Source organism: Acinetobacter sp. NIPH 2100 (genome assembly GCF_000369805.1).
Taxonomy (GTDB): Bacteria; Pseudomonadota; Gammaproteobacteria; order Pseudomonadales; family Moraxellaceae; genus Acinetobacter.
Genome location: NZ_KB850224.1, coordinates 358,633 through 374,318, shown reverse-complemented (window position 1 = coordinate 374,318; position 15,686 = coordinate 358,633). Strand labels below are relative to the sequence as shown.

Here is a 15,686-nt window from a genome sequence, read left to right as displayed (position 1 = left end):
AAGTGACTAACTATGGGTTTCCTCTTCATCATCTCCTTCAAAGGTTTTGGAAATTTTTTCGATATTTAAGCTCTTGGCCATCGCATCAAAGATGTTCTTATACGTACCTTGTTGCTGATAAAGTTGATGATGTTCACCATGTTCCACAATCATGCCGTCTTCCATGACATAGGTGTAATCCGCATCGATAATTTGCGAAAGACTATGGGAGATGATAATAACGGTACGTCCCTGCTTAATCTCATCCAGACTATGTTTGATTTGCTCAGTTGCAATTGCATCCAAACTGGCAGTCGGTTCATCCAGAAAGATGATCGGTGGATTTTTCAGGAACATACGTGCAATCGCAATCCGTTGTTGTTGCCCACCTGAAAGTAACAAGGCATCAGATTGATAGGCCAAAGGTAACTTGAGAATCTGATCATGGATAGAAGCTTTTTTTGCAGCGAGGATAATCTCATCCTGTGTCGCCTCCATCTTGCCATAACGGATATTTTCCTCAATCGTCCCCTGAAAGATATGATTCTTTTGCAGTACTAAACCAATGTGGTCGCGTAGATATTGGGTATCGATCTCGGTCAATGACGTTCCATTGAGTAGAATGTCTCCTGACTGAGGCAAATAAAATTTATCCAGCAGGCTAATTAAGGTTGATTTACCTGCGCCCGACAAGCCAACCAACGCGGTAATTTTATTCGGCTGAATGGTTAAATTGATGTCTTTCAGTGCATGATAACCATTAGGATAAAAGAAGTTGACCTGTTTCAACTCAAACTTACCTGTTAATGGTTGAGGTTTCAGCTCGCCAGAGGTTTCAATTTCATCATCAGCTTCCAATATCTTAAAAAAGCTTTCCGCATAAATCATGGCATCATTCACTTCATCATAAATACGATGTAAGGAACGAATCGGTGCAGAGACATTATTGAACAACAAGATATGGAACATGATCATGCCAATGCTCATATCCCCCACCAAAACAAAATAGGCGGTTAAAATAATGATAAACACCACGCCAATCTGTTCAATAAAGGTTTTAAGTCCATCGAACAAGAAACTGAGTTGGCGAGTATGCATCTGATCTTGGGTCAATTGTTTTTGTAAGCTGAGCTGTTTTTCGGCCTCAATCTGTTCACGGTTAAATGATTTAATCACCGTGATCGACTGAATGATACTCAAGGTGCCCTGACTTTTACGTTCGCGCCCATCTCGTAAATTACGTCGCGTGCCACTCAGTTTCTGTGCCTGTTTGAAGGTAATCCAAAAATAAATCGGTACAATACTTAAAGCCACTAAGCCAATCCAGAAGTTGGCATAAAACATCAAACACAGAGCTATAATCGCACTGCTAAACAACGGGAAAATATCAATAAAGAAGATTTGCACCAGCCGAGTAATCGAGCCAATACCGCGATCAATACGAGTCTGTAACTTTCCTGCCTGATTATCATCCTGCGTAAAGAACGCCAATCGATATTGTAAAAACTTGACGATGATCGACTGAGCCACATCTTGTGAAATCAGAATCCTTAATTTTTCGCCGAAGAATTTCTGCCCAAACTGAATGAAAATATTGAGCACTTCTTTACTCAATAAAATCACACTGATGGTGATCAGGATATGCAAGCCTGCATTTAGACCCTGCCCTGATTCAACCACAGCATTGATCTGATCGACAGCATATTGCAGGGTTAACGCATTCACCTGAGCGGTTAAGGCACCAATTAAGGTTAGAACCAAAGTCACCGCAACCAGCCACTTATAGGGAAGTACAAACGGCTTAACTTTATGAAATAACTGCCATAGATTCATCTTGTTCGACTGCTACCTGTGCTCAGACTGCAATATTTGTGCGTTATCAATCGCTGTTACAGCTCATCCTCTAAAACTTCGGCATTATTTTTCTTAATTTTTTCCATCTTGGCATTCAGCTTTAAAACATCTTGATACAGCGCATTAAACTTTTTTACCTGTGTTGTTTCAGCAAACAGAATGGTTTTATCTTTTCTTTGCCATGGATATTTTTTCAGCATATCAAACATCGCCTGTGCCTTTTCGATAATCTGCTGCTCAATCGGGAAAATATCATGTGCTTTGTCCGCTTTCAAATTATGTTCTAATTTTGCTTGGAGTGAGCTTCTCATTTCATTATGGATTGCCAAACTTTTTGCCTGCTGCATGGAACTGGTCTGAATCTGTTGCCGTGCTTGCTCATACTCAGCCGATGCTTTACGGACATTTACAAACATCTGCTCAGTCTCTTTATAGTTTTGCTTGCGGTCTTGATCCAAGCGTTCAACATCTAAAAAAGTATCCCAATTGGCTGCTTTGAGTTCTCGTAAATAGCGATTGCGAGCTTCTACATTTTGCATCCAATAACTGAGTAGAAACTCGGACATCAACTTATAATCACCTGCTAAACGATCATCATGAATATCTAGCTGCACGGGTGTGGACCAGTCTTGCGATTGATCATAAAGTGTACGCATTTTCTCAGCCATCACCACTTCAAACATTTGCTGATTATTGATGGCACGCTGTTTCAAGGTATGCTGATAAAAGAAGAAAGAACCGATACACAGCACGACAACGGTAATAAATAATAAAAAACGGCGCATAGTGCCTCCAAATATAATTATATTTTTTATGTTGTTAATCTGAGTTTAATCTATAAAACACATGCAGTTATATACCTTTTTATTTCACTTCTCGTAACGGAGCATTACATTTTCATCGCTTTAAATTCTGTACATTCGCCCCTATTATCTGTTTAACGAGAATTGAAGAGATCCACCATGCGTGTAGATATTTGGTCAGATGTGGTCTGTCCGTTTTGTTATATCGGTAAAAAACGTCTTGAACATGTGGCTGAAGAAGCTGGTATTGAGCTAGACATTCACTGGCATAGCTTTGAACTCGACCCAAATGCACCCGCTAAACATGAGACCTCAAATACTGAACGTTTAGCGCAAAAATACGGCCGTAGTTATGCGGAAATGGAAGAAATGGAGCGTAATGTTGCAGCCATGGCAGCAGCAGAAGGCATCGACTTCCAATGGCAAAAAGCCAATTCAGGCAATAGCTTCAATGCACATCGTATTATTCACCTTGCTCAAAGCAAAGGCTTGGGCAATGAAGCGAAAGAAGCTTTTTTCCATGCATATATGACAGAAGGTTTGGCGATTGGCGAACGTGAAGTGGTGGAAGAAATTGCCTCACGGATTGGCCTAGATAATGCTGAAGTTGAGTATGTGCTAGATACCAATGAACTCGCTGATTTTGTTCATCACGATGAACAGATTGCACACGAACAATTGAAAGTGACAGGCGTTCCTTTCTTTGTCTTTGACCAAAAACTTGCTCTTTCAGGTGCTCAACCCCGTGAGATTTTCTTACAGGCGATGCAACAAGCGCAGTCAGAATCAACTGAAGAAATTGAGCAAACTAATGCAGCTCAATGTAATGATGACCAATGCGAAATTAAGCCTTAATTTCGCATGATCATGAGACCGCTTCCACAAACCTATGGAGGCGGTCTTTTTTATCGTTAATTGTCTTTTATTTCAGTCTTTTATCTTTGAATAAATACCGTTTATCGACAGTCACCATTATTTCAATCGTGGCTTATTTTCATTTGCTGAGCTTTTCATCAAGGGATATGTGAAAGTGATCACAATTCACGCATAAATTTATAGATAAAGTTTTATCTTATGATCTACTTCTTCGATTCACTATTTTAAAATGTTTTTATTTTCAATGAGAAACCATGACCCATATCTCGATTTGAGCGATACAAATGAGATTTTCTACTAACTTCCCCACTATAGATTTTGCCTCTTTTTCTTCTATAATCGTCATAAAGTGACAATCTTTTTAGACTAAAATGTAAGCATGCATCAATATCACAAATTGTTTGTCACAGGCGTAAAACAGCATACTTTATCCATTATAACCGATTAAAAACTGTTAGAAACTGCTGTCACTTTGTCCTTATTCATGATTTAAAACAGGCTCAAGCCTATCTCTAAGGAAACAATAGATGGACGTATTAGAGAAAGCACTCTTGGTTGATGAGCTCAAAACCCTCGTCGACGGGCTTAATGATGATAAAACATCACTTTTTGAAATTGCTAAATCAAAACAACGCATCAAAGACATCTGCGCATCTTGCGACGATCCTCATTTTCAGGATCAACTTACCCCCTATAAAGAATTTATTCTCAATGAAGAGTTTTCGAGCGATGATTTAGCTCATTATGGCTATGCCATAACTTATCGTGGAACCTATAACTTTATGGGCCGTGTGGAAAATGCCTTGTTTGCTTCGGCTGATATGGGCTGGGCAGCGTTACGTCAAGCGCAACACTGGCAAGTTTGGGTGATTCGTCCTGCCTTATCCTTCCTGAAAAGCCCTTGGCTGAACTCAGCCCAAGATGCATTGCTATGGCTACAAGAACATGCTAGTGAATATGTTAAAACAGATCATGAGTTACAAAATCTGATTCCAGTTTTAGAGCCCATCCAAGCTGCAACCGAGCAACAAGCAGCCAGTAAAGACAGCTTATCGATTATTAAAGAGCAAACAGCCAAATTTCAGTCACAACTCGATGCAATTATTCAGGAAAAAATCCAACCTGCCCAAGTCACTGCTTCAATTCAAGCAGCAACACGCGTCAAACCGAGTTTTAGATCAGGTACGCGTCCCTCAGCGAACCTCAACAAGGCAAAACCACTGACACTGAATGATTTTAATTTGGATGGTTTACTGTGCAAATTGGAGCGGCTAGATCCTCGCACCTTTCCATCGCTGTATCGTGTAGATTTGCATAATGATATTGATCAAAATATTAAAATTGATTGGCTTTATTTAAAAGCCGAAAATGAAGCACAACCACTTTGGGGATCAGCACAGATTTTCATTGCTGAGCAGCTGTATGCACAAGGCCAATTTTCACATTATGTAGTCTTGGTTGGAACGCATAGTGTTGAATACGCAACGACGATTTTACAGGCCTATACTGATCAGCGGCATACCCGAACCAGTTCCATTCACCAAACCAGCTGGAATAATTTTAAGCAACATTATCATCAGCATGAAACCTTGTTTAATGAATGCATTATGAATGGCACGTTGGTCTGGCAACGCGATCAACGGGTTTACCCTTATATCCCAGCATCATTTATCAACACACAGAAATTTATTCCTTTTGAGGAAACAGCCGCAACCTTCTTTACCCCTGTAATTTTACTCAGAGAGCGTCAAAAGATTCGTGTCATTCACGGATTAGAGCGTGTCAAACTATCCAATGAAGACCAAGCCTATCCTTATCTATTATTAGACCGAGCTGATGGTTATACATGGCAATTGATTCGTCAGGTGATTAGCCGCTTACCGCAACCGATCTCTGTCCATGATCTGTATCAAGCCTTAGAAAATAGTGCCTTGTCAGAATCATCTTAAACTGAGTCAACTGCATATTCTTTAGATGCGCTGTCTCAAGCTGTCATTCGAGTATTGGCTGAATTTTTCCAAAAGGACTTGGATCAGCTAATGCAGCTGTATTTCACTAAACCATTATGATTTCTAGCATTTTTACTTGGTTAAATTGCTGCTTTTTGTGTCCAGTGCTTGCTTTTATGGCCTCAATCATCAAAAGTTAACATAAGAACAATATATAAGTCTTCATTATGAACAATTTACAGCAAATGGTACCAACACGTATCTTTTTTGCTTTGTTAACACTTTCGATGGGTACGATCAGTGTGACCAAGGCAGAAACTAATACTCAAACAGTGGATCAACAGCCGAATAATGCTGCAAATTCAACGGTGACAAATACTTCGGAAAACGCACTGGACTATATTCCACGTTGGGTCGATGCGACACCGACTATTTTTCCTGAACAATCGGATCAATCTACAGTTCCCCCAACTGCTGAAACAGAAGATAAAACCTGGTTTGACAAAAAACAGCGTCGCATTCGAGAATGGGCTGACAATACATCAGTCAAGATTGATGATTGGTTTGGTGAGGTCGATCCTGAGAATCCAGCCTCGGCCACCATTCGGGTAATGCTAGATAACTATTGGAATGAATATGATGGCTATGAGGTTAAACCTCGTATTCGCGGTAAAATTAAATTACCGACCTTAGAGAAAAAAGTCAGTGTGGTATTTGGTGATGACTCGCTCGATGATGAGTTTAAAAATAATGTCGCCAATACCAATAATCAACCCAATCAAGACCCAAATAAAAAATTCGACTCCAGACAAACCCGAGACAGTAATGGTTCCTTAGCCTTACGTTGGTCAAATTTCTCCAAAAAACTCCCTTTTGAAACCGATGCAGATATTGGTATTCGTTCAGGCAGTGATATTTATGCCCGTTTAAGAGCTGAGAAGCATTGGGATCTACGCAATGATTTCCGTTTTAATGCAGAACAAATTTATCGTTATGGCAGTAAAAGTGAAAATTATCTGCGCACTAATTTAGAGTTGATTCATGCACGCCCAAATCAACCCTTTATCTCCAATCAGTTCAGCCTGACCTATGCGGATAAACAGGATGATGACCTACTCTGGGACAACCGTACTTTCCGCCAGCATCAGTTCTTTGCCCATAACAACTTCAATTATGGCATCTATACGGGCGGTTACTACAACAATGATCAACTGCGCTTAAATAGTTGGGGGCCGTTCGTATCATGGCGACAACCACTGTGGCGTGAATGGTTCTATGTACAGGGTGATCTCAATTATTTTAATGACCATCGTGAAAACCATGATCATTTCGTCAGTACTTTCGTCCGTTTGGAAACTTTATTCTAATGTTTGATTGACGTGACTGATGCCCAATTGCATGTGTAATTGGGCTTTTTTATTTCATTTTTTTTAATCGCGTAAATAAAGCATTAAGCTTAAACTGCTATGCTTATTTTCTTTGATTTTTCTTCGCTTTAACATGTATCAACGATACGCTGTGGCCGGATATTTTTTGGTGATAGGCAGCCTTTGCCTCGGTGAGCTCCTTACCCCCTTCTTTCCAATGCTATTGCCTGTCAGCAGGCATCTTATGCGGATGCCACTGCATAAAAATACGGATGCTTATCCTCATGGACTCCGATCTACACATGCACTCACTTGTGAGCTCGCCCAGGAAAATTTTTCCGATCAACTGAGTGATGCACAATTGAGTCAGGAATTGATGGCTGTTTTTGGTGATGACTCATTATGGTTACGCGCACAACAACCTCAAGCACTTAAAAAGCTGGGGAAAACGAGTAAACACACGACGCATAAAAACATAAGTACGCTCAATCCACTGAGTGCCAGTTGGAGCACCATTTCGAGTTGGTTGCCATTTAGCAATAATCTGGACTTAGGTTCAAATTCCAATACGGATGTTTATGTGCAGTTTCTTGCCAAGAAACAATGGCTGCTACCCTCAGGGCTGAATCTGGATACTGCACAAATCTTTCGTTATGGTTCAAGCAGTAAAAACTACACCGAAACCAATTTCAATTTCACGCAGAAATTTCAACAGCAAAGCTTGCTATCGACACAATTCAATCTGTCCAGAGCCCAAGATGAAGACTATACATGGCGTAATCGCACCTTTCAGAAACTGCATTTGTTATCCAAAGACAATCTTAGTTATGGCATCGTCAGTGAGGGGGAATATGAAAATAAAGAGCTGCGTGTCAATCAATGGGGACCGTATTTTTCATGGAAACGACCCATTTGGCGCAACTGGCTGTATATGCAAAATGATCTGAATTATTTAAATGTTCCTACGGATAAACAGGACAATCATTTTAGTTATCAGATGAGCTTTGAAGCCCACTTCTGAGCAAAAGATCAACACAACTGTGGATAACTTTAAAGTTATCCATACAAATAAAAAACCTCTACCGAAGCAGAGGTTTTTGGGTCAAATCACTTATTGCAATAACAAGCTGTTGATACGTTTTACATAGGCTGCTGGATCTTCTGGTAAGCCACCTTCAGCAATCACCGCCTGATCAAAGATCACATTGGCCAAATCATCAAACTGCGCTGAGCTTTCTAATTTTTTCACCAATGGATGTTCTGGGTTGATCTCTAAAGTCGGCTTGATTTCTGGCACAGCCTGACCTGCTTGTTTCAGCATACGGATCAGTTGTGGAGAAAGCTCACCTTCGCTGGTCACCAAACATGCTGGTGAATCCACCAAACGTGTCGTTACGCGCACTTCTTTGGTTTTGTCTTTTAACGATGTCGTTAAGCGATCCACCACAGGCTTAAACTGCTCAGCTGCTTGCTCTAGAGCCTTTTTCTCTTCGGCATCCTGTAGATCACCTAGATCCACTGCGCCTTTAGATACGTTTTGTAATGGCGTACCATCGAACTCAAAGACAAAATTCATTGCCCACTCATCCACACGGTCCGCCATGAGCAACACTTCAATGCCCTTTTTCTTGAAGACTTCAAGTTGTGGCGAGTTTTTCGCAGCCGTTAAACTATCCGCAGTCACATAATAAATCGCTTTCTGCCCTTCTTTCATACGTGCCTTATAGTCGGCAAAAGAAGTACTGATTTCATCATTAGTAGAAGTTGCATAACGCAATAGCTTCAAGATACGGTCACGATTGCCCGTGTCTTCGCCCAGACCTTCTTTCAACACTGAACCAAATTCGGTATAGAAGGTTTTAAATTTCTCTTGGTCTTTCTCATCTTCCGATTTTGCTAAACCATCTAATAGTGTCAACACACGGCGTGCATTACCTTCACGAATGGTCTTCACATCGCGGCTTTCTTGTAAAAGTTCACGACTGACGTTCAATGGTAAATCTGCGCTGTCTACCACACCTTGAACAAAGCGTAAGTAATTTGGAATCAGATTATCGGCTTCATCCAAGATAAATACACGTTTTACATACAGCTTGATACCTGCTTTCGCTTCACGGGTAAATAGATCCTGCTTGGCCTGACTTGGGATATACAGTAACTGAGTATATTCGGTACTGCCTTCGACGCGGTTATGTGCCCATGCCAAAGGCTCTGCAAAATCATGACTTAAGTTTTTATAGAACTCGATGTATTGTTCATCGCTAATTTCACTCTTGTTACGTGTCCATAACGCACTCGCAGAGTTAATCGCTTCCCACTCATCGGTCTTGACCATTTGACCGCCTTTTGGCTCTTCACCCTCAGCGACGTCTTCCTCTTGCCACACTTCTTTTTGCATTTCGATTGGCAAGCTAATGTGGTCCGAATACTTATTAATGATTTGTTTAACTTTCCACGACTCTAAATAGTCGAGTGCATCATCACGTAAATGCAAGATGATGTCCGTACCACGGGTTGCTTTCTCAATCGTTTGAACTTCGAACTCACCCGTACCACCACTGATCCAACGCACACCCTCAGCAGCCTCTGAACCTGCACGACGTGATTCAACAGTAATCTTATCAGCAACAATAAAACCTGAATAAAAGCCAACGCCGAACTGACCAATTAACTGGGCATCTGATTTTTGGTCACCTGTCAATTTCGACATAAAGTCTTTGGTACCAGATTTGGCAATGGTACCTAAGTTATCAATGGCTTCTTGTTGACTCAGGCCAATACCATTATCTGAAATGGTTAAGGTTTTATTGTCTTTATCTAAACTAACGCGAACACGTAGATCTGGATCATTTTCATAATATTCAGGATGGTTAATCCCTTCAAAACGCAACTTATCACAAGCATCTGATGCATTTGAAATCAATTCACGTAGAAAAATTTCAGGATTCGAATACAGTGAATGCGTCACTAAATGTAATAACTGCGCAACCTCAGCTTGGAAACTATAATTTTTTGCGACCTGCTCACTCATAAATCACTCCTTATCTGTGCTTATATGTTTGGAATGATTTATGAATGGTGTATATCTTGGATTTTTCAATCCTTCAGCTTTATTTTTCAGCTAAAAATCGTACAAAAATAAAATTTAGAATGGTCCTTGGCTCAAGACACGCGTCTGTAACAGCTGATCAAGTTGCTGTTGTCGTTGTGCATAGGCACGTTTCAAGCAAGGTGTATTTGCGCCACAAGAGTTACGTTGCTTTAACCACTTAAACTGTTGATCCTTCTCGGCATCGCGTCCCCCCATCGGTAAAGCATGCAATATAATTTGATAGGTCGTCGCCAGTTTTACATCGGCATCATTCAAGCTACGTTCATTACAAATCTGTTGTTCAGCTTTTAACTTCGCCGCTTTGCAAGAGAAACTCGCCGCCTGAGCCTGAGACAAAAACAATAAGGGTGTAAGTAATAATGCTGTACTTATAAATTTTTTCATCATGGATCATTCACTTTTATTTAAGATTATTTCTCAGCATACAAAACTCAAGTGTTGAAGCCTGTATCGGTTTTATTTCAAATTGCAAAAAGAAAAAACCTCACACAAGGTGAGGTTCTTCAATCTTTCATCGACTTAGAATTTGTAGCTATAGCCTAATGTATACACCACAGGATTGAGATCTAAATCAAATTTAGTACCATCAACCAAGGTCACTTCTGGGCTGATGTCTGCATAACGCACATCAACATAAACGCCCCAGTTTTTCGCATCGGCTGGCTGGAAGTTAAAGCCTAACTGACCGGCAAAACCAAATGCTTCTTTTACATCTTTCGCAACACCCTTTTCATGCCATGGGATGAATGCTGTACCACCGACACCAATATACGGCGTGAAGCGAGTTGAGTTTTTAAAGTTATATTTCGCGGTAATTGTTGGTGGCAAATGACGAACACTGGCAACTGATTCACCGTTGAGTAAAACATCATGCTTCACGGGTGTTGCCAATAAAATTTCAGCTGAGAATGGCGTTTCACCAAAGAAATATTCTACTGATGGTGTAAAGGCAAACTCATAATCCCCTTTTACAGTTGCACCAGGCGCTAAAGTTACATCCGCAGTTGGATCAATTAAACTCGCACCTACTTTAACTTGAAAGCCCCCTGCAAATGCAGTTGAAGATAACCCCAATAATGCAACAACCAATACTTTATTTAACATTTAAACAACCTCTTTAACAATTTATGTTCTTGTTCAACATAATAAGCACGGGTTTTTACATTATGCAATACTTATTAATTCCGACCTTTTAAATCTATTTTGTAATATATTGAATATTAATAAAATATAATTGTTAAAATATGTAAAAACCATTAATTCAGACTATTTTAATCAAGTTAAATCACTATAAAACCTAGTATTTTCATCGGAATAAGGTATTCCAAAATATCAATTAAAGTTTTTAGAAAAATTAAATTTAGATGAATTTAAAAATATAATCACACAAAACTTAATATTAAAACCACATTATAAAATCAGATTAAAAAAGAGACAAAAAATGTCAAATACTGATATTTTTTATATTTTAATTCTTAAAATAAGCAGCCATAAAAAATGGCTCTTAACGAGCCATTTGTATTATAAAATCATTGCGGCAATCCAGCCAAAAATAAGCAATGGGATATTAAAATGTATAAATGTCGGCACAACTGTATCCCAAATGTGATCGTGTTGACCATCTACACCCAAACCCGCTGTTGGTCCTAAAGTCGAATCAGATGCAGGAGATCCAGCATCACCCAATGCCGCAGCGGTACCAATCAGTGCAATCGTTGCCAATGGTGAAAAACCAAACTGTACGCATAAAGGGACGTAAATCACTGCAAGTACAGGTACACTCGAAAAAGATGAACCAATACCGATCGTGACAAATAAGCCGATAAAGAGCATCAAGAAAGCGGCTAACGCATGGTTATCACCAATGATATGCACCACCCCATTGACCAAATGAGTAATGTCGCCAGTATGGGTCATCACTGAAGCAAAGCCTGCCGCAGAAATCATGATAAAGCCGACCAGTGCCATCATCCGCATACCTTGTACAAATACATCATCGGCATCTTGCCATTTAAAAATACCTGACGCGGACAAAACAGCAAAACCAACTAAACCACCGAGAATCATTGAACCTGAATATAACTGTGCAACCAAAGTTAAAGCGATCGCAAGAACAGCCATAAACATGGTCTTCTTGGAGATATAAGGTACATTCTCAGCTTCTTGTTTGAGTTCTTCAGCATCGGCTTTAAGATCATATTCTGCTTGTGTGGTCACTTTCAGCGGCTTGTCTAGGTCAATGGTTTTGACTGGCGTTATTGAACGATCAACATAGATACGCGGCTTACGATAGCTAATAAACACCGCAACCAAAGTTCCGATCACCATACCTAAGACAGGAATCGCCATACCCAGTGGCATCATGCCGCGTTCAACATGTAGCCCATACGCTGCACCGATCTTGTTGATATTGCCCATCAGAATCTGTTCAAGGAAGATCGCACCAAAGCCCACCGGTAGAAAAATATAGGTTCCGACAAGACCCAAGGTCATGACACATGCCGCCGCACGACGATCCAACTTCAAGTGGTTCATCACTTTTAATAAAGGTGGAACCAGAACTGGAATAAAAGCAATATGCACTGGAATCAGATTTTGAGAGAAAATGGCAGCGATCAATAGAATGGTTAATAAGAGATATTTCACCTTTTTCTGCTGATTTTTACCTGCTTCCATGCCTAATAAACCAATCAGTTTATGGGCAAGTAAATCGGGTAATCCAGACTTTGAAAGTGCCAATGCAAATGCACCTAATACGGCATAAGCCAACGCCACTTCAGCGCCATCGCCTAAGCCAGCATTAAATGCTTCTACAGTTTGAGAAAGACTTAGACCAGCGACCAAGCCCCCAATGATGGCTGAAATCACCAAAGTGAGAACAACAGAAACTCGTGCCAGTGACAGGATAAACATCACGGCAATCGCAATTACGACAGCATTCATGAACAAATTCAGGAGCAAAGAAAAGGCGATATTCTAGCAGATTCATTAAAACCTAGCTGAAAATATCGCCGTATTATCGCTAATCTTAAGTGATTTTTAGCTTAATAAATCCACTAAAGCCTTAAGCAGCTTGACGTTGCACGAATTGACGGATCAGTTCAGCAATTTTTTCTGGTTGGCTCAATACCGCCCAATGGTTGGCATCGAGTTCAACATACTCAAATTTTTCCACCCATTTTGGCATAGATTCAGTAATGTACTCAGTACTGACAAAAGCATCGCGCTGTAATACGATCGCTTGTACAGGACATTGCGCATAGCGTTGGCGAGGCTGAGTTAAAGAGGGAATAAAATTGGCACGATACAAATTAATGCCGTATTTACCATCCGCCACAATATTGGCATTTAAAGGTAAATTTTTCTTCTTTTCCAAACCACTTAAAATCTTGCCCCATTTTTCAGGGCTAAAGAATGTCCATACCGTTGGCGCAACGAAAGGTAAATGGAAAGCACCGATATACCAAGATTTGGTTAGCATTTTCAGTACATTGCTTGGTGCAGATTTAAATTTTTCACGCAGATATAAAGAAGCATGATCCAAACAAGGACCTGAAATCGTCGTATAAGACAATAAACGGCCTTTTAATTTTGGTTCAGTCGCTGATTCCCATGACTGTAAAGAACCCCAATCGTGCGCTGCCATGTGAAAGTTACGACCTGGGATCACGGCATCAACCACTTCTTGCAGGTCCAATGACAAACGTGGCAAACGGTAATCTTTGATGCGTTTAGGAATCGAAGACAAACCTGCACCACGCACATCATAAGTCACCACATAGTAATCATTGACAAGTTTTTCAATGATGGGTTCCCACACTTCCTGGTTATCAGGATAGCCGTGCACTAACACCAAAGGTGTTTTTTTCTCATCACCCCATGTTTTGACACAAAGCGTTTGCTGATCAGACGTCGTTACTGTTTTTACTTGTGCTTGCATAATTCTTTCCCATTTTGTTTTCTATCGGCTTGGTCATAAAACAGCCATTGCCAGCGATGCAATAAAAATGATACTTATGGAGTATGAATAGAGTTGCAAGAAAAAAAATTGACCATGAAAGACTTTTTCAAAAAAATTCGAACCATTCCCGCGATATCGAAATTTATGCTCAACCATTATTCACCTTATCGTGGTGCAGGCATTGAGATTGAAACCATTGATCTAGATGATTATTACATTCGAGTCAAAATGCCACTGACCAGACGCAATCGCAATATTGTAGGAACACATTTTGGTGGTAGTCTTTATTCAATGGTCGACCCTTTTTATATGCTGATTTTGATTCATCATTTGGGGCATAAATATATTGTCTGGGACAAAAGTGCCACCATTAATTTTCTATCACCTGGTCGTAATACCGTGTATGCAGAGATTCAGCTCAGCGCCAATGAAATCACAGAGATTAAACGACTGGCAGAAAATCATGAACCTGTTTTACGTCATTACACCTTAAATATTGTGGATGATGCGGGAACACGAATCGCAGAAGTTGAGAAGGTTCTGTATATTCGTCGGAAAAAGCCCAAAGCCAGTGCTTAGCTTTAGGCATATAAAAATGCCTGCAAATGATTGCAGGCATTTTTGAATCTGAAAGGAAGAAATTATCTTTTCTTCTCTTGGATGGCAGCACCAGCACCGCCACCAATCGCACCACCAATTGCAGCACCTGAGTCACCACCGAAGATCGCTTTACCAACAACTGAACCGATACCAGCACCGACAGCACTGCTCGTAGTTGAGCTACTACTACCACCTTTAGCGTTTGCGCCTACACCAGCACCCGCAGCTGCGCCTACACCAGCACCTAAGCCACCACCGACATGGTTACCAACACCGCCACCGACCGCACCACCCAGTGCTGCTGCACCGATACGCTGATCAGAGGCGCTCATATTTTGACAACCTGTAAACATAACCGCCGATAGCACCAAAGTAGAAACTAAACCTATTGTTTTTTTCATGACTATATTCACTCCTATACTTTCTAATAAAAAGCATAATCTTCTTTTATGTGGATTTTGATCACATTGTGTTATCACAATGTCCCAATCGATTGATATTTTGTAAAGGCAGCTGCTTTTAAAAAACATTTGAATGAAGATGAAATAAATAAGCTCTAGATACCTTTGCTCAACGCTGAATGCTTTAAAGAATTAGGATGAATTAAAATTTGGATTATAAATAAGGTTTTTATTATGGAACTTTTCTCAGCAATACATTTATGCTCACTGAGAAAAGACAACTTTATTCAATGAAACTGTTCGATGGCTAAAGCTCAAGGAGATAATCAACCATCGAGCGATTTCTATTCAGGCTTAGTACTTGCCTTTTTTCTCTCCATAAGCAGAACCAGCACTACCACCTAGCGCACCACCAACAGCAGCGCCAGAGTCGCCACCTAATACAGCACCACCAATCACAGCACCTAAGCCAGCACCGATTGCGCTATTACGTGTATTTTTACTATTTGAACCTTTGGCATTTGCAGCAACGCCCGCACCAATTGCAGCACCTAAGCCCGCACCGAGATTACCACCAACGTGCTTACCTACGGCTCCACCTGCACCACCGCCAATCGCAGCAGAACCAATACGTTTACTTTCTGGACTCGCGTTCTGGCAACCAACAAACAGGGTTGAAGACATTAAAGCGACACCAGCAATCATCATCATTTTTTTCATTAGAACAACTCCTCTCTCAGATGTGCATAGGATAGTATTGTTTAATGAACTGTTTACTTTGATT

The 15,686-nt window shown here is 40.4% G+C and carries 14 protein-coding genes; 5 read left to right on the top strand and 9 right to left on the bottom strand.

The window, feature by feature from the left end:
* Positions 1 to 6: 6 nt before the first annotated feature.
* Together F887_RS16120 and F887_RS16125 are read right to left on the bottom strand one after the other, a co-directional pair.
* Positions 7 to 1,812, bottom strand: coding sequence for an ABC transporter ATP-binding protein (locus F887_RS16120; RefSeq protein ID WP_005291385.1), 1,806 nt, complete (start codon positions 1,810 to 1,812; stop codon positions 7 to 9).
* A gap of 56 nt (positions 1,813 to 1,868) precedes the next feature.
* On the bottom strand, positions 1,869 to 2,618 hold the full coding sequence (locus F887_RS16125) for a hypothetical protein (RefSeq protein ID WP_005291383.1): 750 nt from the start codon (positions 2,616 to 2,618) through the stop codon (positions 1,869 to 1,871).
* 177 nt (positions 2,619 to 2,795) lie between these two features.
* Here F887_RS16125 and F887_RS16130 point away from each other — a divergent pair, with 177 nt between their 5' ends.
* The 4 genes from F887_RS16130 to F887_RS16145 all read left to right on the top strand — a co-directional run bounded on the left by F887_RS16130 (position 2,796) and on the right by F887_RS16145 (position 7,849).
* A complete protein-coding gene (locus F887_RS16130) occupies positions 2,796 to 3,491 on the top strand; it encodes a DsbA family oxidoreductase (RefSeq protein WP_005291381.1) in 696 nt (231 codons plus the stop codon).
* Between the two features lie 548 nt (positions 3,492 to 4,039).
* The gene (locus F887_RS16135; RefSeq protein WP_005291379.1) at positions 4,040 to 5,461 is read left to right on the top strand and encodes a hypothetical protein; all 1,422 of its coding nucleotides are present in this window, start codon (positions 4,040 to 4,042) and stop codon (positions 5,459 to 5,461) included.
* Positions 5,462 to 5,688: 227 nt separating this feature from the next.
* Positions 5,689 to 6,828 carry a hypothetical protein gene (locus F887_RS16140; protein WP_005291377.1) on the top strand — a complete coding sequence of 380 codons (1,140 nt, stop codon included), beginning with the start codon at positions 5,689 to 5,691 and terminating at the stop codon, positions 6,826 to 6,828.
* A 133-nt stretch (positions 6,829 to 6,961) separates the two neighbouring features.
* Positions 6,962 to 7,849: a hypothetical protein gene (locus F887_RS16145; RefSeq protein ID WP_032862717.1), complete on the top strand. Its 888-nt coding sequence runs from the start codon at positions 6,962 to 6,964 to the stop codon at positions 7,847 to 7,849.
* Between the two features lie 90 nt (positions 7,850 to 7,939).
* Here F887_RS16145 and htpG read toward each other — a convergent pair whose 3' ends face one another.
* The 5 genes from htpG to F887_RS16170 form a co-directional block, all read right to left on the bottom strand.
* Complete coding sequence (gene htpG / locus F887_RS16150; protein ID WP_005291372.1) at positions 7,940 to 9,859, bottom strand: molecular chaperone HtpG; 1,920 nt, start codon at positions 9,857 to 9,859, stop codon at positions 7,940 to 7,942.
* A gap of 114 nt (positions 9,860 to 9,973) precedes the next feature.
* The gene (locus F887_RS16155) at positions 9,974 to 10,327 is read right to left on the bottom strand and encodes a lysozyme inhibitor LprI family protein (protein WP_005291369.1); all 354 of its coding nucleotides are present in this window, start codon (positions 10,325 to 10,327) and stop codon (positions 9,974 to 9,976) included.
* A 132-nt stretch (positions 10,328 to 10,459) separates the two neighbouring features.
* Positions 10,460 to 11,044, bottom strand: a complete 585-nt coding sequence (locus tag F887_RS16160; protein WP_005291366.1) for an OmpW/AlkL family protein — start codon at positions 11,042 to 11,044, stop codon at positions 10,460 to 10,462.
* Between the two features lie 417 nt (positions 11,045 to 11,461).
* Entirely contained in the window at positions 11,462 to 12,883 is a 1,422-nt protein-coding gene (locus F887_RS16165) for a Na+/H+ antiporter family protein (protein WP_005291365.1), read from the bottom strand.
* Positions 12,884 to 13,004: 121 nt separating this feature from the next.
* Positions 13,005 to 13,880, bottom strand: a complete 876-nt coding sequence (locus F887_RS16170) for an alpha/beta fold hydrolase (RefSeq protein WP_005291363.1) — start codon at positions 13,878 to 13,880, stop codon at positions 13,005 to 13,007.
* Between the two features lie 114 nt (positions 13,881 to 13,994).
* Between F887_RS16170 and F887_RS16175 the strand changes: the two genes are divergently transcribed.
* A complete protein-coding gene (locus F887_RS16175; RefSeq protein ID WP_032863053.1) occupies positions 13,995 to 14,480 on the top strand; it encodes a DUF4442 domain-containing protein in 486 nt (161 codons plus the stop codon).
* Positions 14,481 to 14,542: 62 nt separating this feature from the next.
* Here the strand turns inward: F887_RS16175 and F887_RS16180 are convergent, their stop codons facing one another.
* Positions 14,543 to 14,902 (bottom strand): hypothetical protein, encoded by a 360-nt coding sequence (locus F887_RS16180; RefSeq protein ID WP_005291359.1) that lies wholly within the window; start codon positions 14,900 to 14,902, stop codon positions 14,543 to 14,545.
* A 354-nt stretch (positions 14,903 to 15,256) separates the two neighbouring features.
* Positions 15,257 to 15,622, bottom strand: a complete 366-nt coding sequence (locus F887_RS16185; protein ID WP_005200545.1) for a hypothetical protein — start codon at positions 15,620 to 15,622, stop codon at positions 15,257 to 15,259.
* Positions 15,623 to 15,686: the final 64 nt, after the last annotated feature.

Excerpts from the sequence above, each read along its gene's own strand:
- F887_RS16170 (WP_005291363.1), bottom strand. The coding sequence starts at position 13,880 with ATGCAAGCACAAGTAAAAACAGTAACGACGTCTGATCAGCAAACGCTT.
- F887_RS16130 (WP_005291381.1), top strand. The coding sequence starts at position 2,796 with ATGCGTGTAGATATTTGGTCAGATGTGGTCTGTCCGTTTTGTTATATC.
- F887_RS16185 (WP_005200545.1), bottom strand. The coding sequence starts at position 15,622 with ATGAAAAAAATGATGATGATTGCTGGTGTCGCTTTAATGTCTTCAACC.
- F887_RS16180 (WP_005291359.1), bottom strand. The coding sequence starts at position 14,902 with ATGAAAAAAACAATAGGTTTAGTTTCTACTTTGGTGCTATCGGCGGTT.
- F887_RS16160 (WP_005291366.1), bottom strand. The coding sequence starts at position 11,044 with ATGTTAAATAAAGTATTGGTTGTTGCATTATTGGGGTTATCTTCAACT.
- F887_RS16125 (WP_005291383.1), bottom strand. The coding sequence starts at position 2,618 with ATGCGCCGTTTTTTATTATTTATTACCGTTGTCGTGCTGTGTATCGGT.
- htpG (WP_005291372.1), bottom strand. The coding sequence starts at position 9,859 with ATGAGTGAGCAGGTCGCAAAAAATTATAGTTTCCAAGCTGAGGTTGCG.
- F887_RS16135 (WP_005291379.1), top strand. The coding sequence starts at position 4,040 with ATGGACGTATTAGAGAAAGCACTCTTGGTTGATGAGCTCAAAACCCTC.
- F887_RS16175 (WP_032863053.1), top strand. The coding sequence starts at position 13,995 with ATGAAAGACTTTTTCAAAAAAATTCGAACCATTCCCGCGATATCGAAA.
- F887_RS16155 (WP_005291369.1), bottom strand. The coding sequence starts at position 10,327 with ATGATGAAAAAATTTATAAGTACAGCATTATTACTTACACCCTTATTG.
- F887_RS16120 (WP_005291385.1), bottom strand. The coding sequence starts at position 1,812 with ATGAATCTATGGCAGTTATTTCATAAAGTTAAGCCGTTTGTACTTCCC.
- F887_RS16140 (WP_005291377.1), top strand. The coding sequence starts at position 5,689 with ATGAACAATTTACAGCAAATGGTACCAACACGTATCTTTTTTGCTTTG.
- F887_RS16165 (WP_005291365.1), bottom strand. The coding sequence starts at position 12,883 with ATGAATGCTGTCGTAATTGCGATTGCCGTGATGTTTATCCTGTCACTG.
- F887_RS16145 (WP_032862717.1), top strand. The coding sequence starts at position 6,962 with ATGTATCAACGATACGCTGTGGCCGGATATTTTTTGGTGATAGGCAGC.